The organism is Microlunatus antarcticus, from assembly GCF_014193425.1.
GTDB classification, from domain to species: Bacteria; Actinomycetota; Actinomycetes; order Propionibacteriales; family Propionibacteriaceae; genus Microlunatus; species Microlunatus antarcticus.
In genome coordinates, this window is sequence record NZ_JACHZG010000001.1 from 3,748,289 (window position 1) to 3,770,567 (window position 22,279).

Sequence of the window (22,279 nt, forward strand, 5' to 3'; positions counted from 1 at the left end):
GGGCGCGGGTCCTCCGTGAGACGCGGACGCCGGGGCGGGCGGAGGTCAGGCGCCGGGGTCGGCCGGGGCGTCGAGGTAGACCTGGCGGGCGTGCAGGGCATGGGCGCCGGCGACGCGGTCGAGGAAGAGCAGGCCGGCGCAGTGGTCGATCTCGTGCTGGAGCGCGCGCGCCTCGAAGGCGTCGGTCACGACGTCGGTCTCCTCGCCGCTGCCCGGCAGCTGCCCGCGCACGGTCAACCGGGTCGCGCGCTTGACGTCGCCGGTGAGGTCGGGGACGGACATGCAGCCCTCGCGGGCGCGCTCGTTCCGGCTGGACTCCACGACCCGGGCGTTGACCAGGACGACGAGGCCGTGGGCCGTCCGGGTCTTGGGGTGGTCGGTCACGTCGACGCAGAAGGCCTGCGCCGAGACCCCCACCTGCGGCGCGGCGAGGCCGACGCAGCCGGGCGACACCCGCATGGTCGCCACGAGGTCGGCGCAGAGCTGGACGACCTCGGGGTCGGTCGGGTCGACCTCCGGCCCGGCCGCGGCGAGGACGTGCGCGGGGGCGCGCACAACCTCACGCACCCGGCCCGGCGGCAGGGTGGTCTCGTCGAAGCTCACAGCTCGTCGTTCTCCACGGACCGCAGCGTGACCTCGACGCCGAGGTCGGAGGCGACCTCCTCGAGGTGTGCGCGGAGGGCGTCGACGTCGGTCCCGGGGGCGGCGCCGACCGGGAGCGCGACCTCGGCGAGGAGCACGTAGAGCTCGCCCGAGAGCCGCGTGGTGAGGTCGGTGACGTTGCCGCCGGCCTCGGAGACGACGCCGACGAGGCGCGCGACGATCCCGAGCCGGTCGGCCCCGTAGACCGTCACGAGGTGCGTCGCGACCGCCGCGGGCACGTCGGGGTCGGGGACCACCTCACGCACGGCGACGTCGAGCCCGGACGCGGAGAGCGGCTCGAGCGCCGCACGCACGGCCTCGACCGCGGCGTCGCCGGCGCACACCAGCGTCATGGCGAAGTGCCCGCGCAGCAGGGTCATCGAGGAGTCCTCGAGGTTCATCCCGCAGGTGGCGAGGGCGTCGGCCGCCGCGGCGATGATGCCGGGGCGGTCGTGCCCGACGACGGTCACGGCCAGGGAGCTCACAGGCGTCATCCTGCCAGCCCGGGCGCCCGCACCGACCGGTCCGGCGGACCGGCGGGCGCGTCGGCATGATGGCCGGGTGCTGCCCACCCACGGCCGGTTCGGCCACTCCGCCATCACCCAGCGCCCGGACTTCGACTGGCCGGGCGGCGCACGCCTCGCCGTCTACGTCGCGGTGAACTGCGAGCACTTCGCCTACGACGACGGGGAGACCGACCTCGGCTGGACGCCCGGGCTGGACCAGCCGGACTCGTACAACTTCGGCTGGCGCGACTACGGCCTCCGGGTCGGCGCCTTCCGGGTGGCCGAGACCCTGGAGCGGGTCGGGATCGTGCCGACGGTGCTGGTGAACAGCGAGGTGTACGAGCACGCCCCGTCGGTGCCCGCCGCGTTCCGGGCGCTGGGGGCCGAGTTCGTCGCCCACGGCCGCACGAACTCCGTGCAGCCGAACGCGCAGACCGAGGACGAGGAGCGGGCCACCGTCGAGCTCGTGCGCCGCACGGTCGCCGACGCCGAGGGCGCAGCGCCACGGGGCTGGATGAGCCCCGGCGCCAACCCGAGCCGGGCTACCGAGGACCTGCTGGCCGAGGCCGGGTACGCGTACACGCTCGACTGGCCGATCGACGACCAGCCGGTCTGGATGACCACCCGCGGCGGGCCGCTGCTGTCGGTCCCCTACCCCCACGAGCTCAACGACCTGCCGGTCTTCGTGCACCACCACCAGACCGCCGAGACCTTCGCCTCGATGATCATCGACTCGTTCGAGGAGCTGCGCGAGGACTCCCGGCGCCAGCCCCTGGTGCTGTCGATCTCGCTGCACACGTTCCTGGCGGGGCAGCCCTACCGCCTGCGGCGGGTGCGCGAGGCGCTGGAGCACCTGCGGGCGCACGCCGACGGCGTGTGGTTCACGACGCCGGGAGCGATCGCCGACCACTACGCGACGGTCGTGCCCCCGCCGCGGTGAGGGTTCAGCCGGCCTGCAGCAGCTGCAGGGCGATGCCGTCGAGGATGTCGGACTCGCTCACGACCAGGTCGGCGACGTGGAGGCGGGCGGCGACGCGGTTCGCGATGAGGGCGCCCGCGGTGACCACGTCGGCGCGGCCGGGGTGCATGGACGGCAGCGCCTTGATCTGGTCGACGTCCATCCGGGAGAGCAGGAACGCGAGCTCGTCAAGCTTGGGCAGCGGGATCGTGGAGCCGTGGACGCGCTCGCGGTCGTACGCCTCGAGCTGCAGGTGGACCCCGGCGAGGGTCGTGGCCGTCCCGGCGACGCCGACCCAGGTGCCCACGGAGGCGAAGTCGACGCCGGACGAGTCGAGCAGCGCGTCGACGTGGTCGCGGGCGGCCGTCAGGGCGGCGGGAGCGGGCGGGCCGGCGCCCAGGAACCGTTCCGTCAGGCGGACGGAGCCGATGTCGAGCGAGATCGCCGAGGTCACCTCGCCGGCGGCGGTTCCGACGATGAGCTCGGTCGAGCCGCCGCCGACGTCCATGACCAGGACGGGCTCGGCGGAGGGCCGGATGCGGCTGAGGGCGCCGGCGAAGGAGAGCCGGGCCTCCTCGTCGCCGCTGATGACGTCGGGGCGCACCCCGACCAGCTCCTCGATGCCGCTGAAGAACTCGTCGCGGTTGCGGGCGTCCCGCGAGGCGGAGGTGGCGACGAACCGGGTGCGCCCGGCGGGGACACCGGCCGCGCGGACGAGCTCGGCAAAGCGGCGCGTCACCGCGAACGTCCGCTCCAGCGCCTCCGGCGTGAACTCCCCGGTCGCGTCCACGCCCTGGCCGAGCCGGACGATCTCCGTACGGCGGTCCAGGTCGGTCAGGGCCGTCCCGTCCTCGCCTCCGGTGCCCGGGCCGGCCAGCAGCAGGCGGAGCGAGTTGGTGCCGCAGTCGAACGCCGCCACGGTGGTGCTCATCGGTCCTCTTCCGTTCGGTCGCCCGCGCGTCCCGCGGAGGGTTCCGCGGGGCTCGGGAGACAGGGTCGTTCCCACCAGGGCCCGACGAGCGCCAGCGTCTCATCCCCCAGCGGGTTGACCCCCGGGCCCGCGGCGAGGGCGTGCGCCGCGAGCGCGTGCAGGCACTTCACCCGGTCGGGCATCCCGCCCGCGCTGACCCCCGCGATCTCGGGGACGTCGCCGTCACCGGTCAGCGCGCCGATGCCGCGCCGCGCGGCCAGGTAGGCCTCGTGCGCGGCCGCGCACGCGTCGGCGAGGGCCGGGTCCTCGCGCAGCCGGGCGGCCATGGCGGCCATCACGCCGTTCGACTCCAGGGTCGAGCAGGCGGAGGAGGCCCGGGGGCAGGTGAGGTAGAACGTCGTCGGGAAGGGCGAGCCACCGGGTAGGCGCGGGCCGGTGGCGACCACGTCGGGGCGGCCGCACGGGCACCGGTGGGCGACCTCGACGGCGCCGCGGGGTGGGCGCCCCAGCTGCGCCTCGACGGTGGCGGTGTCCTCGTCGCTCAGCGTGGGGGTGGTGTGGTCCATCGGTCGCGTCCCGGGGTCGATGGTCTCAGGACCGCCGGCTCGTGCCGGGCAGCGAGAGCGAACGGACGGCGGGCGAGACCCAGCTGATGATCACGGCCACCATGATGAAGCCACCACCGAAGAGGAACGTGCTCGATGCGCCGAGGCCCTGGGCCGCGATGCCGGTGAGGGAGAAGCTGACGGGGTCGCCGAGGTAGCCGGACAGCGACACGGCGGCCATGATGCGGCCGAGCTGGGCGACCGGGGTCATGGCCACGAGCGCGGCGTTGACGAGCGTGCCGAACAGCCCGGTCCCGACGCCGAAGAAGGCGGCGCAGGACCCGGCCAGGAGGACCTCCCGCATCGGGGTGCCGTCGACCTGCTCGACGAGGCCGAGCGCGACGAGGCCGACGCTCATCATGGTCAGGCCGACGGCGGCCACCACACCGGCGCGGACGGTCGGGCGGCGCCACGCCAGCACGGCCGCCGTGACGACGGCACCCACCCCGAAGCCGCCGACGATCCAGCCGATGCCCCCCGGTCCCCAGCCCTGCTCGGCGGCGAGGAGCGGGACGCCGGCCGTGGTCGGGCCGGCGAACCCGAAGTCGAGGATGGCGAGGACGCCGACGACCACCAGGAGCTGCCGGTTGGAGACGATCAGCCGGAGCCCCTCGCGGATCTCGCCGAAGACGCTGGTCCGCGCGGTCCGGTCGACCGCGGCGGAGAGCGCGGAGCCGGACGCAGGGCGCGTCATCCGGGTGAAGGACAGCGCGACGACCGAGGCGGCGAAGAGGAAGGCCGTGACCCCGAAGGCGGTGACGGTGCCGTACGTGAGGAGCAGCGCGCTGGCCAGCGGGGCGCCGACCATCGGGGCGCCGCGGTAGACGATCGTGCGCAGGGCCTGCAGCCGCGTCTGGCCCTCCACGGTCGCGACGAAGGCCGGGGCGGCCCCCACGGCCGGGAGGAACAGCCCGTCGACGAAGCCGAAGACGACGGTCAGGGCCCCGAGCAGGAACGTCCCCGTGAGCCCCACCCCGAGCAGCACCGCGGCGGCGACCATCACCGCGGTCCGCAGCACGTCGGAGACGATGATGAGGCGCTTGGGACCGGCCCGGTCCACGAAGACCCCGCCGGCGAGGAGCACGACCGCGCGGGGCAGCGAGCCCAGCACGAGGAGCAGGCCGACCTCGGCCGGCGACATGATCTGCACCGCGGCCCAGGTCAGGGCGACGTAGAAGATCTGCTCGCCGACGAGGGAGTGGGCGTAGCCGAAGAGCCAGAGCCCGCTGTCGCGCGGACCGGGCAGAGCCCGGCGCGGTTCGGGCACGCGTCGAGAGCCGCGTCCCGAGGACGTGGTCTGGCCGCTGAGGCTCAGAGCTGCTCCGTTCTCCCCGGTTCCGGACGACCGCGCACGGCTGCGACCTGCGAGAACCGTAACCCCGGTCCTCGCTACAGTTCGCGCATGGCAGCGGCGGCAGCATCGGCGGGTCGTACCGCACCGGGACCGGGCACGGTCGTCGTGGTGGGGAGCATCAACGTCGACCTCACGGTCTCGGCCTCCCCGCTCCCCCGGCCCGGCGAGACGGTGTCGGGCACCCAGTTCTCCACGCTGCTCGGCGGCAAGGGCGCCAACCAGGCGGTGGCTGCGGCCCGCGCGGGTGCACGGACGCTCATGGTCGGGGCCGTGGGCCGCGACCCGTTCGGCGCGGTAGCGCTCGACGCCCTGCGCGCCGACGGGGTCGACGTGGGCTGGGTGGAGGAGGTGGACGGGTCCACCGGCGTCGCCCACATCCGCGTCGACTCCCGCACCGGTGAGAACAGCATCGTCATCGTCCCCGAGGCGAACGGCGCCGTCACGGCCGAGCGCGTCCGGGCAGCGCTGACCGCCGCCGCCCCGACCTCTCCGGTGGTCCTGCTCCAGCTCGAGACCCCGCTCGAGGTCACGGTCGCGACCGCGAGCGCCTGCGCCGACCTCGGCCTGCGGCTCTCGCTCGACCCCGCGCCGGCGACGCCCCTGCCCGAGGAGATCTGGGCCGGCGTCTGGCTGGCCTGCCCGAACGAGACCGAGGCGGAGGTCCTCACCGGCACCCGGGTGACCGACGTCCGTTCCGCGGAACGTGCGGCGCGCTGGTTCCTCGAGCGGGGCGTCCATCAGGTCGTCATCACCCGCGGTGGCCGCGGGACGGTCGTCGTCGGGCCGTCCGGCACGACGGAGATCCCCGCCTTCGGCGTCACGCCGGTGGACACCACCGCCGCGGGCGACACATTCGCCGGAGCCCTCGGTGCCGCGGTCGCCGCGGGTCTGCCCTGGCCCGTCGCCCTGCGCCGCGCCGCCGCGGCCGGCGCCCTGGCCACCACGAAGCCCGGCGCGAGCCCGAGCATCCCGACCGCCGCCGAGGTCGACACGTTCCTCAAGGGCCGCTAGCTGCGCGGACGCGAAGCTAGCGCGGCTTGGAGTCCGGCGTCACGGGTGCGCGGTTGGCGGGGTTGGCCTTGACCGGGGCGGGCTTGTCCGCGGCCTTGACCGAACCCCACATGCGGTCCCACCACATCGGCTGCTGCTGCTCGGGGTCGGTGGTGGCCGAGGAGTCGAGCGTGAGACCGCCGCCGAGCGGCTTGCCGTCGGCGCCGACCACCGTGTAGCCGGTCTCCCCGGGCACCAGCCAGCCGAGCCGTTCGCGGGCCTGGGCGGCGACGTACGCCGGGTCGTTCCAGCGGGCGATCTGGCCCTGCAGGTCGCCGATGGCGGCCTGGCTGTCGGCGATCTCGGCCTTGGTGGTCGCGATCTCGTGCGCCTGCGAGAAGTAGATGCGCAACGAGGTCGCGTACGAGATCGTCAGCACGAGCACGACGACCACGAGCGCGAGGGCGCGCGCGGTCAGGTTGGCCCGTACGGCCCGGTGGAGCACGGCCGCGGACCGTCGCGTGACCGCCGACCCGGCCGCCGCGGTCCGTCCCGACCGCGGAGCGGTCAGACCCGGCCGCGGAGCCGAGCTCCGGACCGGCGCCGCAGCGGCCGTCGTCCTTGCCTTCGCCTTCGCGCCGGCGGCGGCCGGCTTGGGCTCCGGGGCCGGCGTGCCGACCTCGAAGGCGACCGTCGGCTCGTTCGCCGGGTCGGTCGACCCGGACCGCTCGCGGGCCTGCGGCCGCGCGCGCGGCTTGCCCCGGCCGGGACCTGCGCCCGGCCGGGAGGTCGGACGAGGTCCGGACGGCGGCACTGCTGCGGCCTACTTGGCGGTGAAGCGCGGGAAGGCGGAGGCGCCGGCGTAGCGGGCCGCGTCGTCGAGGTCCTCCTCGATGCGGAGCAGCTGGTTGTACTTCGCGACGCGGTCGGTCCGGGCCGGGGCGCCGGACTTGATCTGGCCGCAGTTCGTCGCGACGGCGAGGTCGGCGATCGTCGTGTCCTCGGTCTCGCCCGAGCGGTGGCTCATCATGCAGGCGAAGCCGGCGCGGTGCGCGAGGTCGACGGCGTCGAGGGTCTCGGTGAGGGATCCGATCTGGTTGACCTTGACGAGCAGCGCGTTGGCGGCGCGCTCGCTGATGCCGCGGCGCAGGCGGGTCACGTTGGTGACGAAGAGGTCGTCGCCGACGACCTGGACCTTGTCGCCCAGCTGGGCCATCAGCGCGGACCAGCCGGTCCAGTCGTCCTCGGCCAGCGGGTCCTCGATCGACACGATCGGGAAGTCGTTCACCCACTGCGCGTAGATGGCGGTCATCTCGTCGGCGGACTTGGTCCCGCCCTCCCAGCTGTACGACCCGTCCTTGAAGAACTCGCTGCTCGCCACGTCCAGGGCCAGACCGATGTCGGTGCCGAGCGTGAGCCCGGTCGCCTCGACGGCGGTGGAGATGAGCTCGAGCGCCGCGACGTTGGCGGGCAGGTTCGGCGCGAAGCCGCCCTCGTCGCCCAGGCCGGTCGACAGACCCTGCTTCTTGAGCACGGACTTGAGCGAGTGGTAGACGGAGGCGCCCATCTCGACGGCCTCGCGGAACGTGGCCGCCCCGATCGGCGCGATCATGAACTCCTGGACGTCGACGTCGGAGTCGGCGTGCGAGCCGCCGTTCACGATGTTCATCATCGGCACCGGGAGGACGTGGGCGTTCGGGCCGCCGACGTAGCGGTAGAGCGGGAGGTCGGCCGAGTTCGCCGCCGCGTGCGCGACCGCGAGCGAGACGCCGAGGATGGCGTTCGCGCCGAGCTTGGACTTGTTGTCCGTGCCGTCCAGGTCGAGCATCGCCTGGTCGATGAGGCGCTGCTCGCTGGCCTCGAAGCCGAGGAGCTCGGGGCCGAGCTGGTCGACCACGCCGAGGACGGCCTTGGTCACGCCCTTGCCGCCGTAGCGGGAGCCGCCGTCACGGAGCTCGACCGCCTCGAACGCGCCGGTGGAGGCGCCCGACGGCACCGCCGCGCGACCCTCGGACGCGTCGTCGAGGATGACCTCGACCTCGACGGTCGGGTTGCCCCGGGAGTCGAGGATCTCGCGTGCCCCGATGAATTCGATACTCGCCACGAGCACTGCCTTTCGCTGCTTCCCGCGCGTCAGCGTCGGGGAGGACCAGGTGTCGGCCCCACCCTAACGGCGCGACGGCGCACGGCCGCCGCGCCGCCTCGGCGGTTCGCGGAGGAGGTCAGCAGTTCTGCGGGACCACGATCTCGGGCGAGTCCTCGTCCCACGGCGCCGGCGACGCGAGGCTGAGGAAGTACGACTGGCTCAGCGACGTCGGGTCGTCGAGGTAGGCGGCCGCGTACGCGCCGGTGCTCTGCCACGGCACGGTCACGGTCTGCCCGGCACCCACCGTCACGGGGTCGACGTAGTCCTCGTCGGGGTCGCCGTCGCCCGCCGTCTCAAGCTCCACGACCACACCGATGGGGTTCGGGTTGCGCAGCTCGATCGCCTCGCAGCGCGGGGTGATCTCGACGCAGCCGAGCACGACGAAGGCGACGTCCTCGAAGGGCTTCGCCAGGCCGTTGGCGTAGCTGCGGTAGGTGTACGAGCCGGCGGCCAGGCTCAGGTCCTTCTCGCGCCCACCCTTCGGGGTGCCCTTGGCGACGACGGCCTGCTGGGCGTCCAGCACCTCGAAGCGCAGCTTCTTCAGCGACGGCTGCGCTGACCAGCCCAGCTGGACGTCCGCCTTCGCCGCTGACTGGGCGCAGCCCACGTAGCCCGTGGTCTGCAGGGCGTGGGAGTCCGGCTGCGCGGCGCCGTGCTTGCAGGACTGCTTGACCTTGATCGTGCCATTCCCGAGACCGGAGTCGTCCGACGTCAGGTCGTAGTCGATCTTGGAGTGGTCGGCGCGCACGGTGAGCGATGCGCCCGGGGCGAGGTCGAGCTCGAAGTCCTGGTTCTTCTTGTGGCCGCGGTAGAGGCCGTACGCCGCCGGGTTGCCCGCCGGGTTGGTGAACGTGACCGCTCGGCAGCTGGCCTTCACCGTGACGCAGGGCAGGACGTCGAACGTCGCGTCCGCCACGAGGTCGGTCCTGCCGTGCAGGGCGACCGTGAGGTGGTAGGAGCCAGTGCGCACGGACGGCAGCGAGAACGACACGGGCCGGTCGGCCTTGGTCTTGACGGTGCCGGTCTTGCGCAGACCGGTCCCGGTCAGCACGTAGTCGAGCTTGACCTTCGTCGGCGTGTAGACGTAGCCGGCGACCTTGGCCTTGCCCGTGCCGGTCGCGCAGCCGGGATCGACGTCCAGCCAGGCCTCGTCGTCCTCGCCGGGGATCGCCAGGGCGTGGCGTTCGCCGGCCCGGTCGTGCTTCTGGGCGACGAGGTCGTGACCGGCGGCCTCCGCCAGCCGCTCCACGGGGGCGGGGACGGACACGGGCGTCGCCGACGCGGGCACCGTCCCGAGGACGCCGGCGGTTACCGCCAGGACGACCACCCCGATGAAGCGCCGACCTGTCGCGAACCGCTGCTGTCGCACCACGTACCCCTGACCTCCACTGCCTCGTCGCCCGACCGGGCAGGAGGAGCGTACGGAGGATCAGAGCGGACTGTGCGGAAACTGAGAAGTCGTCAGGAGGGGGTTCCCGGCCGGCCCCGCAGCCGGTCGTCCTCGGCGAGGCGGCGGGCCGTCCGACGCCGCCGCTCGACGCGGGACGCGACCCACCAGCCGAGCACCGCGACCGCGAAGGTCAGGAGGATGCCGACGAGCACGACGGGCAGGAGCGGGATCTCCACGTCGCCGAGTCTCCCACGCGGGCGCGGGCCCGGGACCTGAGGCGGCGGCGTACGGCTCGCCTCGCGGGGTAAGTCCCACCCATGAGCAACGACACCCCCGCCCCGACCTCGGACCGACCGTTCGCCCTGGTGACGGGGGCCTCCAGCGGCATCGGCCTGGAGCTCGCGCGCCAGCTGGCCGGCCGAGGCCACGACCTCCTGATCACCGCCGAGGTGCCGCTGGACGACCGGGTCGAGGAGCTCGCCGCGCTGGGCGCGGAGGTCCACACCTTCGTCGCCGACCTGCGGACGGGGACCGGGGTGGAGTCCCTCTACGCGGCGACCGTCGCGCTGGGCCGCCCGCTGGCCGTGGTCGCGCTCAACGCCGGGATCGGCCGGGGCGGGGCGTTCGTGGACAACAGCCTCGACGACGAGCTCGACGTCATCCGGCTGAACGTGCTCGGCACCGTGCACCTGGCCAAGCTCGTGCTCGACGACATGGTGCTGGCGAACACGGGCCGGGTGCTCGTCACCTCCTCGATCGCGTCGGAGCTGCCGGGCCCCTTCATGACCGTCTACAACGCGTCGAAGTCGTTCGTCCAGTCCTTCACCGAGGCGCTGCAGTCCGAGCTGGCCGAGACGGACGTCGTCATCACCGCGCTGATGCCCGGCCCGACGGACACGGCCTTCTTCGCGCGCGCCGGCATGGACGACACGCTCATGGGCGAGGGCCCGCAGGACGACCCGGCCGAGGTCGCCCGTCAGGGCCTCGACGCGCTCATGGCCGGCAAGGCCAAGGTGGCGGCCTCGTCGCCGGGCCCCAAGGCCAGCGCGCTGGTGGCCGGCGTGCTGCCCGACAAGGTCAAGGCGCTGCTCAACAAGGTGGCCGCGAAGCCGCGTGACGAGGGCTGAGGCCCGGGCGCCGAAGCCCCGGCGCTGAGGCAGGTCTCGGCGGGGTAACACTGCGGACATGGAATATCGCACCCTCGGCTCGAGCGGCACCGCCGTCTCCAGCCTCTGCCTCGGCACCATGACCTTCGGCAACGAGACCGACGAGGCCGGCTCCCACGAGCAGCTCGACACCTTCGTCGCCGCCGGCGGCAACTTCGTCGACACGGCGAACGTCTACACCCGCGGGGTCTCCGAGGAGATCATCGGTCGCTGGTACGCGAACCGCCCCTCCGACGTCACCGACCGGGTCGTTCTCGCGACCAAGGGTCGGTTCCCGACGACCGAGGGGCCGAACTCGTCCGGCCTCTCGCGCCGCAACCTCACCCGGTCGCTCGACGCCTCGCTGGGTCGGCTCGGCCTCGACCACGTCGACCTCTACCAGGTGCACGCGTTCGACGCGTGGACCCCGCTGGAGGAGTCGCTGCGCACCCTCGACGGCTTCGTCCAGGAGGGCAAGATCGGCTACTACGGCCTGTCGAACTTCACCGGCTGGCAGCTCACCAAGGCCGTCCACACGGCGCGGGCGCTGGGTCTGAACGAGCCCGTCACGCTGCAGCCGCAGTACAGCCTGATCGTCCGCGAGATCGAGTGGGAGATCGTCCCCGCCGCCCTCGACGTCGGCATGGGCCTGCTGCCGTGGAGCCCGCTGGGCGGCGGCTGGCTGTCCGGCAAGTACAAGCGCGACGAGCGTCCGACCGGCGCCACGCGGCTCGGGGACAACCCGGAGCGCGGCATGGAGGCGTACGACCGCCGCGGCACCGAGCGCACCTGGAACACGATCGACGCCGTCCAGAAGATCGCCGAGGACCGCGGCGTCTCGATGGCCGAGGTCGCCCTGTCCTGGGTCACCGACCGGCCCAGCGTCACCTCGACGATCCTCGGCGCCCGCACCACCGCGCAGCTCGAGACCAACCTCAAGGCCGCCGGTCTGCACCTGACCGACGAGGAGACCGCTGCCCTCGACGAGGCGAGCGACCTCCGCGCGACGGACTACCCCTACGGCGAGCTCGGCGTCGGGCAGCGCAACCGCAACCTCGAGGGCTGACCGGCTGACCGGCTGATCAGCCGACGTCAGGTCGACGGGGCCGTCGCCCGCGCAGGGCGGCGGCCACGTTGATCCCTACGATCCCGGCCCAGGCGATCGCGGTGCTGATGATCGAGTCGTGGACGATCCCGGTGATCGGGATGCCGGCGCCGAGCGAGGCCAGCGCGATGAAGAAGCGGCCGTCTCCCGTCGCCTTCTCCTCGTCGCGCGCGTGCTGGCGTTCCTCGGGTGTCGCGACCACCTGCGCGGTCCGCTGCGCGACGATCTCCTCGACGCGGTCGGCCAGGCTCGCCGCGACCGCGTCCTCGTAGTCGGGCCCGAGGTCGTGGCGCGCTCCGAGCGCCGCGTCCACGTCGCGTCGGAGCTCTGAGGAGGGTCGTGTGGGCTCGCTCACACCGTCAGGCTAGCCCCGTTCGGCGTCGCGGACCCTCACCTCGAGGCGGCGTACGGCCGTGCGGGCCGACTGCTCGGCGTCGAGCCCGGAGGCTTGCGCGCGGACCACGAGGTCGAGCAGCGCCTCGCCGAGCGCCTCGTCCGTGATCGGCTCGACCTCCGCCGGGGCCGCCAGCGGCACGCGACGCGAACGGGCCCGGGACAGGATCTTGCCCGCCCGGGACAGGGCCGAGAGCTGCTCGGGGATGCCCTCGAGCGCGGACGTCCTGCCCTTCTCGACCGCCTTGCGCTGCTCCCAGCTCGCGTGCGGGTCGTCGGGGGCCGTTTCGGTGGCGAACACGTGGGGGTGCCGGCGGACCAGCTTGTCGGCGATCCCCGCGGCCACGGCCTGGACGTTGAACGCACCCTCCTCCGCCGCCAGCTCGCTGTGGAACACGACCTGCAGCAGCAGGTCGCCGAGCTCCTCGCGCAGGTCGTCGGTCGTCCCGGCCTCGATGGCCTCGACCACCTCGCAGGACTCCTCGACGAGGTAGGGGACGAGCGAGCGGTGCGTCTGCTCGGCGTCCCAGGGGCACTCGGCGCGCAGCCGGTGCATCACCGCCACGAGCCGGTCGACCTCGGTCACCGCCTGGGGCACCGGCGTCAGGGCGTGGGCGTCGGGCTGGGGCTCGCGGGCTGGGCGAGCGAGCCCGACTGGTCGGTGATGATCAGCTTCTGCTGCTCGTCGAGCACGCCGTAGCGCGGGTTGAGCGTGACCTTCTGCTGCGCGACCTGGTCGAGGTAGGGCTGGGGGCCGATCTTCTGGGCCACGATCTGCTGGTCGGCCACGTCGTACGCGACCTCCGCCGCCCCGGGGACCGACACGAGCGGCTCCAGGTTGGAGCCCTGCAGCGCGGCGCCGCGCTCGGCGTCGGTGACGACGATGTTGTTCTTCGCCGCGATGTGGTCGGCGATGACCCCGTGGACCATGGCGTCCAGCACCGCCTGGGGCGACACCTGCTGGCCCTCCTGGACGGTCGAGCCGACCCCGGCGACCGCGGCGTCGAGCTGCTTCGACGTGATCGTCGTGCCGTCGACGTACGCGGCGACCGACGGGCTCGCGTCGCCGCAGCCGGCGGTGAGGCCGACCGCGAGGAGCGCGACGGTCGTGGCGGCGAGGCGGAGCCGGCGCTGCGGTGCAGCCGGGAACCTGGGACGCATGGGACCTCTCGAGACGTAGGGCGGAGCTGACCTGAGCCTAGGCCAGGAAGATCTCGCGGACGACCTTGGCGCACCAGCGCAGGAGCTCGAGGTCCTCGACGGTGGGCCCGCCGATCGTGCTGGCGAGCGGGCGCGGCACGAGGATGTGCCGCGCGGTCTCCTTGACGACGCTGCGCGGGTAGAGGCGCTTGAGCCGCAGCTGACGAGAGTCGAGCAGCTCCGCCGGCCCGAAGCGGATGTAGTTCCCCTGCGACACGACCTCGGTGATCCCCGCCTCGCGCGCCAGCAGCCGGAACCGCGCCACCTCGAGCAGGTTGAGCGTCGGCTGGGTCGGTGCGCCGTAGCGGTCGTGCAGCTCGGCCTCGATCGCCTTGACGTCGGCCTCGGTCTTGACCTCGGCCAGCCGCTTGTACATCTCCAGCCGCAGCCGCTCCGACTCGACGTAGTCGGTCGGCAGGTGGGCGTCGATCGGCAGCTCGATCCGCATCTCCGGCTCGGGCTCGGTGGCGTCGCCGCGGTACTCCGAGACGGCCTCGCCGACCAGGCGGATGTAGAGGTCGAAGCCGACGTCGGCGATGTGGCCGGACTGCTCGCCGCCGAGCATGTTGCCCGCCCCACGGATCTCGAGGTCCTTCATCGCCACGGCCATGCCGGCGCCGAGGTCGGTGTGGGCCGCGATCGTGGCCAGCCGGTCGTACGCCGTCTGGGTCAGCGGCTTCTCCGGCGGGTAGAGGAAGTACGCGTAGCCGCGCTCGCGCCCACGCCCCACGCGACCGCGGATCTGGTGCAGCTGGCTCAGGCCGAGCTGGTCGGAGCGGTCGACGATCAGGGTGTTCGCGGTGTTGATGTCCAGGCCGGCCTCGACGATCGTCGTGCAGACGAGGACGTCGGCACGACGTTCCCAGAAGTCGACCATGACCTGCTCGAGCCGCTGCTCCCCCATCTGGCCATGGGCGGTCGCGACCCGGGCCTCGGGGACCAGCTCGGTGATCCGCTTCGCGGTCTTGTCGATGCTGGAGACGCGGTTGTGGACGAAGAAGACCTGGCCCTCACGGCTCAGCTCGCGCCGGATGGCTGCGGTGACCTGCGCCTCGTCGTACGGCCCGGCGAAGGTCAGCACGGGGTGCCGCTCCTCCGGCGGGGTCGCGATCGTGCTCATCTCGCGGATGCCGGTGATGGCCATCTCGAGCGTGCGCGGGATCGGCGTCGCGGACATCGCGAGCACGTCGACGCTCGTGCGCAGGCGCTTGAGCTGCTCCTTGTGCTCGACGCCGAAGCGCTGCTCCTCGTCGATGATCACCAGCCCGAGGTCCTTGAACTTGATCTCCCCGCCGAGCAGGCGGTGCGTGCCGATGACCACGTCGACCTTGCCCTCGGTCACCCCCGCCATCGTCGCCTTGATCTCGGCGGCGGACTGGAAGCGGCTGAGCGGGGCCACGTTGACCGGGAAGCCGGAGTAGCGGCCCGCGAAGGTCTGGAGGTGCTGCTGCACGAGCAGCGTCGTCGGCACCAGCACGGCCACCTGCTTGCCGTCCTGCACCGCCTTGAACGCGGCGCGGACGGCGATCTCGGTCTTGCCGTAGCCGACGTCGCCGCAGATCAGGCGGTCCATCGGGACCACCTGCTCCATGTCCCGCTTGGTCTCCTCGACGGCGGCGAGCTGGTCGGGGGTCTCGACGAAGCCGAACGCGTCCTCGAGCTCGCGCTGCCACGTCGTGTCGGGGCTGAAGGCGTGGCCGCGCGTGGCCTGGCGGGCGGCGTACAGCTTGATCAGCTCGCCGGCGATCTCGCGGACGGCCTTGCGGGCGCGTGTCTTGCGCGCGGCCCAGTCCCCGCCGCCCATCTTGTCGAGCGTCGGGTTCTCCCCGCCCACGTAGCGCGTGACCTGCTCGAGCGCGTCCATCGGGACGTAGAGGCGGTCGCCCGGCTGCCCGCGCTTGGAGGGGGCGTACTCGATGACGAGGTACTCCCGCGTGCTGTCCTTGCCGACCGAGCGCTGCACCATCTCGACGTAGCGGCCGACGCCGTGCTGGGCGTGCACGACGGCGTCGCCGGGGCTCAGCTCGAGCGGGTCGATGGTCTGCTTGCGGCGCGCCGGCATCTTGCGGCTCGCCTTGTCCGGCGCCCGCTGGCCCGAGAGGTCGCGGGCGGTCAGCACGAGGAGCTTCACGCCGTCGGCCCCGAAGCCCGACGCCAGCTCGCCGCAGACGACGGTGGCGATGCCCGGGGCCGGGTGGTCGGCGAGGGCCTCCAGCCGGCGTACGGGGAGGTCCTCCGCGACGAGCACCTCGGCAAGACGGTCGGCGATGCCCTTGCCCTCGGCCATCAGCAGCACGCGCCAGCCGTCGCGGATCCGCGCGGTGACCTCGTGCAGTGCGGACTCGGTGTCGCCGCGGTAGCTCTCGACGGGACGGCCGGCGATGGTCCGGCTGACGACCCCGGCCTCCCGGGAGACCGAGCTGAAGTCGATGAGCTCACCGTCCTCGGTGCGGACGTTCCCGGCGCCCCAGCCCTCCGCCGCCCGGGTCTCGCCGTGCCGCGGACCCTGGTCCCCGGCGCCCTCGTTCCCCGAGCCTGTCGAAGGGCCGGCGCTGAAGGGCGACAGGGTCCACCAGGACAGGCCGCGGGCCAGCGCCGCGGAACGCACCTCGGCCAAGGGCCGGTAGGAGGACTCGCCCAGGTCGATCGGCGCCTTGCCCCCGCCCGCCGCGGCGGCCCAGGACGCGTGCAGGAACTCCTCGCTCGTCCGGACGAGGTCGATCGCGCGGCCGCGGACCAGCTCGGGGTCGCAGATCAGCACCTGCGTGCCGGTGGGCAGCAGCTCGACCAGCAGCTCCATCCCGTCGACGAGCACCGGCGAGAGGGCCTCCATGCCGTCGACGGCGTGGCCCTGGGCGATCTTGTCGAGCATCTCGATGAGCTCGGGGTGCTCCTGCGACAGCGCGAACGCGCGGCTCCGCACCTCGTCGGTGAGCAGCAGCTCCCGGCACGGCGACGCGACGACGTCGGTGATGACGAGGTCGGTCGAGCGCTGGTCCGCGACGGTGAAGTAGCGGATGTCCTCGATGGTGTCGCCGAAGAAGTCGATGCGGACCGGGTGCTCCTCGGTCGGCGGGAAGACGTCGACGATGCCGCCGCGGACCGCGAACTCGCCGCGCCGCTCCACCAGGTCGACCCGGTTGTACGCGGCCCCCACCAGGGCGGCCGCCAGGTCGGACGTGTCGAAGTCCTGGCCGGTGACGAGGCGTACGGGCAGCAGGTCGGCCAGCCCCTTGACCTGCGGCTGCAGGATGCTGCGGACGGGGGCCACGACGACGCGCGGGGGCGGCAGCTCGTCGTTGCCGACGATGCGCCGCAGCACGGCGAGGCGGCGACCGACGGTGTCGGAGCGCGGGCTCAGCCGTTCGTGCGGCAGCGTCTCCCAGGCGGGGTAGTAGGCGACCGCGTCGGTCCCGAGCAGCGACTGGCACGCGGCCGTCAGGTCCTCGGCCTCGCGGTAGGTCGACGTCACGAGCAGGACGGGCCGGTCGGCCCCACCTTGTGCGACGGCCGAGGTGAGCGCGGCGGCGATCATCGCCCGCATGGCGGGCGGGGCGGTCAGGTCGAGGGCCGGGAGCGCGCGCGAGCGCGCGTCACCGATCGTTTCGGCGACGACAGGATCGGTGCAGAAAAGGCTCACCAGGCCCGCAAGACTCACTGGTCAGACTGTACTGAGGGCGCGAAACCGACGCGGGGGTGCGTCCCTCAGGAGTTGAACTGGCTCTGGGTCCGCTCGAGGTCGTTCTGGACGAGGAACTCGACCGCGTCGGCGGCCCGCTGGACCTCGATCTCGAGGTCCGTCCGGGCCGACGGAGGGAAGTTGCTCAGCAGGAAGTCGGCCGGGTCCTGCCGCCCGGGCGGACGCCCGACGCCGATGCGGACGCGGTAGTAGTCGCCGGTGCCGAGCGAGCGCCGGATCGACTTGAGGCCGTTGTGGCCGTTGTCCCCGCCACCGAGCTTGACCCGCAGCTGGGTGGGGTCGATGTCGAGCTCGTCGTGGATCACGATCAACGCCGACGGCTCGAGCTTGTAGTACGACATCAGCCCGGAGACGGGCCCGCCGGTCTCGTTCATGTACGAGCGCGACTTGGCCAGGACCAGCCGCTGCTGGTCGACGCCGGGAGGGCCGACGCGGACGTCGGCCGTCTCGGCGCGGATGCCCTTGACGGGTGAGAAACGAGCACCGCCACGACGGGCCAGCTCGTCGACGACGAGGAAGCCCACGTTGTGGCGGTGACCGGCGTAGGTCGGGCCCGGGTTACCGAGCCCGACCACCAGCCAGAGCATGCTGCCTCGACCGGGTGAGGTCAGGCGTTCTCGGAGTCCTCGGAGGAACCGGACTCCTCGGCCTGCGCCGCGTCGGTCTCGGTGTCCTCGGCCAGCGTGGGCTCGATGCCCAGCTCGGCCTCGGCCTCGGCCAGCTCGGCCTCGACCTGCTCGGCGGTCGCGGCCGCCGTGATGTTGATGATGAGCGCCTCGGGGTCGAGCCCGGACAGGGTCGAGCCCTCGGGGAGCGTGATGTCGCCCGCGGTGATCTGCGTACCGGCCTTGAGGCCCTCGATCGACACGACCACGTTCACGGGGATGTGCGTCGCCTCGGCCTCGACCGGGATCGAGTTCGCGACGACGTCGACGAGCGCGTCCGGAGCCGCCTCGCCCTCGACGAGGATGGCGACGTCGACCGTGACCTTCTCGCCACGACGGACGAGGACCAGGTCGACGTGCTCGATGGTGCGCTTGATCGGGTCGCGCTGGACCTGCTTGGGCAGGGCGAGCTGGGCGCCCCCGTCGAGCTCGATGGAGAGGAGCGCGTTGGCGGTGCGCAGCGCGAGCAGGGTCTCGTGACCCGGCAGGGTGATGTGGACAGGATCCGTGCCGTGCCCGTACAGGACGGCGGGGATCTTGTCGGCACGACGGATACGGCGGGCAGCACCCTTGCCGAACTCGGTGCGCGCCTCGGCGATGATCGTGACCTCAGGCACGGACGAACTCCTTGCGATTTGCTTCGAACGACTGCTTCGAACGATGTGGGTTGGACTCGGATGTCAGCACCGGGAGGTGCGCAGCGGGCGACCGCAGGCCGGCCCGCGCGGAGCCGGTGCCCTGTCGATCACGGTCTGCGACCCTCGCCGAGGCAACCTCAGAAGACTAGCCGACGGCGGCCGTACGCCCGAATCCGTCCCGTCGTGCCCTCCGCCCCTTCAGTCCTCCCGTCGAGAGTGACGGCGCGCCGGGGTTCTCGGGCGGGCTTCTCGGCATGTCGTCACACTCGGCGCTCGAAGTGCGCCACCCACTCGGGCGTGAAAGTGGGAGCAGGACCGCGGTAGCCCCGTTCGACGAGCCGTGCGTGGATCTTGCGCACCAGCTCACGCGGTCGGCGCAGGCGGTCCCGGGTCACGCGGATGGTCGAGAAGTCAGCGTCGGAGAAGGCGTCGTCGCGGTCCAGGTCGTTGTTCCACTGGCCGCGTTCACGGTGCTGGCCCCCGTCGTACTCGAGGATCAGCCCGAACTCCTCGACGAGCAGGTCGACCCTCCCGATCACGCGGTCCCCGTGCCCCAGCACCACGTTGCAGCGCGGTTCGGGCAGACCCGCGAGGACCAGGCACAGGCGCAGGCGCGTCTCCGGGATCGAGTCGACCCGTTCCCGGACCAGACCCGCGGCCCGCCGCACGAGCCGGCAGCCGCGACCGCCGGCCCGTGCCGCGACCGCCTGCAGGTCCGGCAGGGTCACGAGCCCGGCCTTCAGCAGGGCGTCGCCGGCGGCCACGAGCTCGACGAGGTCGAGGTCCGCTGCCGCCTGGCACCAGGCGGCGGCCGGGCGGGCCAGCCCGTCGCGGTGCGGCGGGAGCGACCGGACGCGGGAGAGCCGTACGCCGTGCCGCCGGGTCTGCGCCCGGGTGAGCGTCGAGGCACGCACGGGTCGTCGATCGCCGACGTCGACGCCGTACAGCTGCAGGGCGGTCACCCCGACGAGCACGGCGTCGGCCGGCAGGTGGAAGCGCGCACGCGCGCAGCGGTCGAGCAGGTCCGGGTCCACACCCAGATCTGTAAGGACCGGACCCGAGATCGGCCGGTCCGTCCCCGCGAGCTGTGGACAAGCCGTCCAGAGTGACGACGCGCCGAGGCGCCCCGCAGAGAACCCCGGCGTGTCGTCCCACTCGCGGCGTCAGCCCCGCCGGACGGGGCTAGCTCTGCCCGTCGAACAGGCTCGTGACCGAGCCGTCCTCGAAGACCTCGCGGATGGCCCGGGCGATCAGGGGGGCGATGGAGAGCACCGTCAGCTTGGGGAACTGGCGCTCCGGCGTGATGGGGAGGGTGTTCGTGACGATGACCTCCTCGATCGAGGAGGCGGTCAGCCGGTCCACGGCGGGACCGGAGAGGACGGCGTGCGTCGCGGCGGCGACGACGGCCTTGGCCCCGCGGGCCATCAGCGCCTCGGCGGCCTGACAGATCGTCCCGGCCGTGTCGATCATGTCGTCGACGAGCAGGCAGACGCGGCCCTCGACCTCGCCGACGACCTCGTGGACGACGACGGTGTTGGCGACGTCGTGGTCACGGCGCTTGTGCACGATGGCCAGCGGGACGTTGAGCCGGTCGCTCCACATGTCGGCGAGGCGGACACGGCCCGCGTCGGGCGAGACGACCGTGATCTCCGACTTGTCGTAGCGGCTCTCGACGTGGTCGGCGAGGACGGGCAGCGACCAGAGGTGGTCGACCGGGCCGTCGAAGAAGCCCTGGATCTGCGCGGCGTGCAGGTCGACCGACATGATCCGGTCGGCGCCCGCGGTCTTGAACAGGTCGGCGACGAGCCGGGCCGAGATCGGCTCACGGCCGCGGTGCTTCTTGTCCTGGCGGGCGTACGGGTAGAAGGGCGCGACGACGGTGATGCGCTTGGCCGAGGCCCGCTTGAGCGCGTCGACCATGATCAGCTGCTCCATCAGCCACTCGTTGACCGGGGCCGCGTGGCTCTGCAGGACGTACGCGTCGCTGCCGCGCACCGACTCCTCGAAGCGCACGTAGATCTCGGAGTTGGCGTAGCTGATCGCCCGCGTCGGGACGATGTCGACGTCGAGGATCTCGGCGACCTCGGCCGCGAGCTCGGGGTAGGCACGCCCCGAGAACAGCATCAGGTGCTTGACGTTCGGCCGCTTGAAGCCGGTCACGACTCCCTCTCGTCGGTGTTCGGTCGGTCGGGGCCGGGTGGCACGACCGCCTGGTCGGTGAGCGGCGCGTGGACGACGTCCTGCGCCTGCTCCGGCGGCGGCACCGGGGCGTCGGGCGCCACGTCCGCGGAACCGTCGCCTGCTCCGGCAGCCAGGCTCGCTCCGGCCGCCTCCGCCGCCGCGGCGGTCTTGGTCCCCGCCCGCTTGCGGGCGACCCAGCCGGCCACGTTCCGCTGGCGGCCGCGGCTGACCGCGAGCTCGCCGGCGCCGACGTCCCCGGTCACGGTCGAGCCGGCCCCGACGTACGCGCCGTCGGCGACGACGACCGGGGCCACGAGGGTCGAGTCGCTGCCGACGAAGCTCGCGCGCCCAACCCGCGTCCGCGACTTGGTCACGCCGTCGTAGTTGGCGAAGATCACGCCGGCGCCGATGTTGGCGTCCTCGCCGATCTCGACGTCGCCGGCGTACGTCAGGTGCGGCACCTTCGTGCCCGCGCCGATGCTCGCGTTCTTGGTCTCGACGAACGTGCCGATCTTGCCCCGTTCGCCCAGCACCGTCCCGGGCCGCAGGTAGGCGTACGGGCCGACGCTCGCCCCCGCGCCGATCACCGCGAGCGAGCCGTGGGCGCGGACGACGGTCGCGCCCTCCCCCACCTCGACGTCGACGAGGGTGGTGTCCGGGCCGATCGTCGCGCCGGCGGCGACGGAGGTGGCGCCCTCGAGCGAGGTGCCCGGCAGCAGCGTGACGTCCTCGGCGAGGTCGACGGAGGCGTGCACCCAGGTAGTCGCCGGGTCGACCACGGTCACGCCCGCGCGCATCCAGGCCTCGAGCGTGCGCCGGTTGACCTCGGCGTTCATCCGGGCGAGCTGCACCCGGTCGTTGACGCCCTCGGTCTGCCAGGCGTCGGCCGTCGCGTACGCCGACACGGTCCGGCCGGCCTCCCGCGCCAGGGCGACGACGTCGGTGAGGTAGAGCTCGCCCTGGTCGTTCGTGGGCCGCAGCTGGGCCAGCCCCTCGCGCAGCGTCTGGGGCTCGAAGACGTAGATGCCCGAGTTGATCTCGTCGATCCCGCGCTGCTCCTCGCTCGCGTCGCGGTCCTCGACGATCGCCAGCACGTCGTCCCCGGCCCCGCGCACGATCCGGCCGTACCCCGTGGGGTCGTCGACCCGGGCGGTCAGCACCGAGACCGAGGTCCGCGCGCCGCGGTGGTCGGCGACGAGGGCCACGAGGGTGTCGGCGGTGAGCATCGGGACGTCGCCGTACGTCACCAGGACGTCGCCGGTGAGGTCGGGCAGCGCCGCGAGCGCGACCTGGACCGCGTGCCCGGTGCCGCGCTGCTCGGTCTGGACGACGGTCGTCACGTGGGGCGCGATCTCGGCGAGGTGGGCCTCGACCTGCTCCCGCAGGTGCCCGACGACGACGACGACGTGCTCGGGCTGGAGGGCCGCGGCCGCGTCGACGGCGTAGCTGAGCATCGAGCGCCCGGCGATCTCGTGCAGGAGCTTGGAGCGGGACGAACGCATCCGCTTGCCCTCGCCCGCGGCGAGGATGACGACCGCCGAGACGGGCTCGCCCTCGAAGGTGCTGGTCGGCGGCAGGCCGCTGCTCACGGGCACACGCACGTCCTGTCTGTCCTGGGGCGGAGACCGCCGCCGCTCGTGCCTTGCTCCCCGGGTAGGAGTCGAACCTACGTCGCTGGTCCTGATTCAAAGTCAGGCGGGCCCTGCCGGCAGACCAACCGGGGATCGCTT

At 73.0% G+C, this 22,279-nt stretch carries 22 protein-coding genes and 1 tRNA gene; 4 read left to right on the forward strand and 19 right to left on the reverse strand.

From position 1 onward, the window contains the following. Positions 1 to 45 precede the first annotated feature (45 nt). Together def and FHX39_RS17565 are read right to left on the reverse strand one after the other, a co-directional pair. Positions 46 to 603 (reverse strand): peptide deformylase, encoded by a 558-nt coding sequence (def, locus tag FHX39_RS17560; protein ID WP_183340534.1) that lies wholly within the window; start codon positions 601 to 603, stop codon positions 46 to 48. After that, positions 600 to 1,127, reverse strand: coding sequence for a glycine cleavage system protein R (locus FHX39_RS17565; protein ID WP_183340536.1), 528 nt, complete (start codon positions 1,125 to 1,127; stop codon positions 600 to 602). The genes def and FHX39_RS17565 overlap by 4 nt, the downstream gene beginning before the upstream one ends. A 76-nt stretch (positions 1,128 to 1,203) precedes the next feature. Between FHX39_RS17565 and FHX39_RS17570 the strand changes: the two genes are divergently transcribed. Continuing rightward, a complete protein-coding gene (locus FHX39_RS17570) occupies positions 1,204 to 2,088 on the forward strand; it encodes a polysaccharide deacetylase family protein (RefSeq protein WP_183340538.1) in 885 nt (294 codons plus the stop codon). Between the two features lie 4 nt (positions 2,089 to 2,092). Here the strand turns inward: FHX39_RS17570 and FHX39_RS17575 are convergent, their stop codons facing one another. The 3 genes from FHX39_RS17575 to FHX39_RS17585 are packed head-to-tail and all read right to left on the reverse strand — an operon-like array spanning position 2,093 to position 4,909. Then, positions 2,093 to 3,037, reverse strand: a complete 945-nt coding sequence (locus FHX39_RS17575; RefSeq protein ID WP_183340540.1) for a Ppx/GppA phosphatase family protein — start codon at positions 3,035 to 3,037, stop codon at positions 2,093 to 2,095. Further along, the gene (locus tag FHX39_RS17580; protein ID WP_183340542.1) at positions 3,034 to 3,603 is read right to left on the reverse strand and encodes a DUF501 domain-containing protein; all 570 of its coding nucleotides are present in this window, start codon (positions 3,601 to 3,603) and stop codon (positions 3,034 to 3,036) included. The genes FHX39_RS17575 and FHX39_RS17580 overlap by 4 nt, the downstream gene beginning before the upstream one ends. Positions 3,604 to 3,628: 25 nt before the next feature. Further along, on the reverse strand, positions 3,629 to 4,909 hold the full coding sequence (locus FHX39_RS17585) for an MFS transporter (protein ID WP_183340543.1): 1,281 nt from the start codon (positions 4,907 to 4,909) through the stop codon (positions 3,629 to 3,631). Positions 4,910 to 5,044: 135 nt separating this feature from the next. Here FHX39_RS17585 and FHX39_RS17590 point away from each other — a divergent pair, with 135 nt between their 5' ends. After that, a complete protein-coding gene (locus FHX39_RS17590) occupies positions 5,045 to 6,007 on the forward strand; it encodes a ribokinase (RefSeq protein WP_183340545.1) in 963 nt (320 codons plus the stop codon). A gap of 16 nt (positions 6,008 to 6,023) precedes the next feature. On the opposite strand, the gene FHX39_RS22305 is transcribed toward FHX39_RS17590, so the two are convergent. From FHX39_RS22305 to FHX39_RS17610, 4 genes are all read right to left on the reverse strand, one after another. Then, complete coding sequence (locus FHX39_RS22305; protein WP_183340548.1) at positions 6,024 to 6,800, reverse strand: FtsB family cell division protein; 777 nt, start codon at positions 6,798 to 6,800, stop codon at positions 6,024 to 6,026. A gap of 9 nt (positions 6,801 to 6,809) precedes the next feature. Next, entirely contained in the window at positions 6,810 to 8,090 is a 1,281-nt protein-coding gene (gene eno / locus FHX39_RS17600) for a phosphopyruvate hydratase (RefSeq protein ID WP_183340550.1), read from the reverse strand. Positions 8,091 to 8,208: 118 nt separating this feature from the next. Continuing rightward, on the reverse strand, positions 8,209 to 9,501 hold the full coding sequence (locus tag FHX39_RS17605) for a hypothetical protein (protein WP_183340552.1): 1,293 nt from the start codon (positions 9,499 to 9,501) through the stop codon (positions 8,209 to 8,211). Between the two features lie 92 nt (positions 9,502 to 9,593). Beyond that, entirely contained in the window at positions 9,594 to 9,758 is a 165-nt protein-coding gene (locus tag FHX39_RS17610) for a hypothetical protein (RefSeq protein WP_183340554.1), read from the reverse strand. A gap of 81 nt (positions 9,759 to 9,839) precedes the next feature. Here FHX39_RS17610 and FHX39_RS17615 point away from each other — a divergent pair, with 81 nt between their 5' ends. Both FHX39_RS17615 and FHX39_RS17620 read left to right on the forward strand, forming a co-directional pair. Further along, positions 9,840 to 10,649: an SDR family NAD(P)-dependent oxidoreductase gene (locus FHX39_RS17615; RefSeq protein WP_183340556.1), complete on the forward strand. Its 810-nt coding sequence runs from the start codon at positions 9,840 to 9,842 to the stop codon at positions 10,647 to 10,649. Positions 10,650 to 10,707: 58 nt separating this feature from the next. Then, positions 10,708 to 11,733, forward strand: coding sequence for an aldo/keto reductase (locus FHX39_RS17620; RefSeq protein ID WP_183340558.1), 1,026 nt, complete (start codon positions 10,708 to 10,710; stop codon positions 11,731 to 11,733). Positions 11,734 to 11,749: 16 nt separating this feature from the next. On the opposite strand, the gene FHX39_RS17625 is transcribed toward FHX39_RS17620, so the two are convergent. The 10 genes from FHX39_RS17625 to FHX39_RS17670 all read right to left on the reverse strand — a co-directional run bounded on the left by FHX39_RS17625 (position 11,750) and on the right by FHX39_RS17670 (position 22,273). Then, a complete protein-coding gene (locus FHX39_RS17625; RefSeq protein WP_183340560.1) occupies positions 11,750 to 12,127 on the reverse strand; it encodes a hypothetical protein in 378 nt (125 codons plus the stop codon). A gap of 9 nt (positions 12,128 to 12,136) precedes the next feature. After that, entirely contained in the window at positions 12,137 to 12,721 is a 585-nt protein-coding gene (locus FHX39_RS17630; protein ID WP_183341690.1) for a MazG family protein, read from the reverse strand. Between the two features lie 47 nt (positions 12,722 to 12,768). After that, positions 12,769 to 13,326: a SurA N-terminal domain-containing protein gene (locus FHX39_RS17635; protein WP_183340563.1), complete on the reverse strand. Its 558-nt coding sequence runs from the start codon at positions 13,324 to 13,326 to the stop codon at positions 12,769 to 12,771. Between the two features lie 37 nt (positions 13,327 to 13,363). Continuing rightward, positions 13,364 to 17,023, reverse strand: a complete 3,660-nt coding sequence (gene mfd, locus FHX39_RS17640; protein ID WP_332836912.1) for a transcription-repair coupling factor — start codon at positions 17,021 to 17,023, stop codon at positions 13,364 to 13,366. A 47-nt stretch (positions 17,024 to 17,070) separates the two neighbouring features. Continuing rightward, the gene (pth, locus tag FHX39_RS17645; protein WP_183340565.1) at positions 17,071 to 17,652 is read right to left on the reverse strand and encodes an aminoacyl-tRNA hydrolase; all 582 of its coding nucleotides are present in this window, start codon (positions 17,650 to 17,652) and stop codon (positions 17,071 to 17,073) included. Between the two features lie 20 nt (positions 17,653 to 17,672). Beyond that, the gene (locus FHX39_RS17650) at positions 17,673 to 18,347 is read right to left on the reverse strand and encodes a 50S ribosomal protein L25/general stress protein Ctc (protein WP_183340567.1); all 675 of its coding nucleotides are present in this window, start codon (positions 18,345 to 18,347) and stop codon (positions 17,673 to 17,675) included. A gap of 281 nt (positions 18,348 to 18,628) precedes the next feature. Then, positions 18,629 to 19,402: a DUF559 domain-containing protein gene (locus FHX39_RS17655; protein ID WP_183340568.1), complete on the reverse strand. Its 774-nt coding sequence runs from the start codon at positions 19,400 to 19,402 to the stop codon at positions 18,629 to 18,631. Positions 19,403 to 19,550: 148 nt separating this feature from the next. Further along, positions 19,551 to 20,528: a ribose-phosphate diphosphokinase gene (locus FHX39_RS17660; protein WP_183340570.1), complete on the reverse strand. Its 978-nt coding sequence runs from the start codon at positions 20,526 to 20,528 to the stop codon at positions 19,551 to 19,553. Beyond that, positions 20,525 to 22,144, reverse strand: coding sequence for a bifunctional UDP-N-acetylglucosamine diphosphorylase/glucosamine-1-phosphate N-acetyltransferase GlmU (gene glmU / locus FHX39_RS17665; RefSeq protein WP_332836913.1), 1,620 nt, complete (start codon positions 22,142 to 22,144; stop codon positions 20,525 to 20,527). Before glmU ends, FHX39_RS17660 begins: the two co-directional genes overlap by 4 nt. A gap of 50 nt (positions 22,145 to 22,194) precedes the next feature. After that, a tRNA-Gln gene (locus FHX39_RS17670) sits at positions 22,195 to 22,273 on the reverse strand. Positions 22,274 to 22,279: the final 6 nt, after the last annotated feature.

Coding starts and splice junctions, on each gene's coding strand:
- FHX39_RS17635 (WP_183340563.1), bottom strand. CDS start 13,326: ATGCGTCCCAGGTTCCCGGCTGCACCGCAGCGCCGGCTCCGCCTCGCC.
- FHX39_RS17620 (WP_183340558.1), top strand. CDS start 10,708: ATGGAATATCGCACCCTCGGCTCGAGCGGCACCGCCGTCTCCAGCCTC.
- FHX39_RS17580 (WP_183340542.1), bottom strand. CDS start 3,603: ATGGACCACACCACCCCCACGCTGAGCGACGAGGACACCGCCACCGTC.
- FHX39_RS17615 (WP_183340556.1), top strand. CDS start 9,840: ATGAGCAACGACACCCCCGCCCCGACCTCGGACCGACCGTTCGCCCTG.
- FHX39_RS17575 (WP_183340540.1), bottom strand. CDS start 3,037: ATGAGCACCACCGTGGCGGCGTTCGACTGCGGCACCAACTCGCTCCGC.
- FHX39_RS17630 (WP_183341690.1), bottom strand. CDS start 12,721: ATGCACCGGCTGCGCGCCGAGTGCCCCTGGGACGCCGAGCAGACGCAC.
- FHX39_RS17590 (WP_183340545.1), top strand. CDS start 5,045: ATGGCAGCGGCGGCAGCATCGGCGGGTCGTACCGCACCGGGACCGGGC.
- pth (WP_183340565.1), bottom strand. CDS start 17,652: ATGCTCTGGCTGGTGGTCGGGCTCGGTAACCCGGGCCCGACCTACGCC.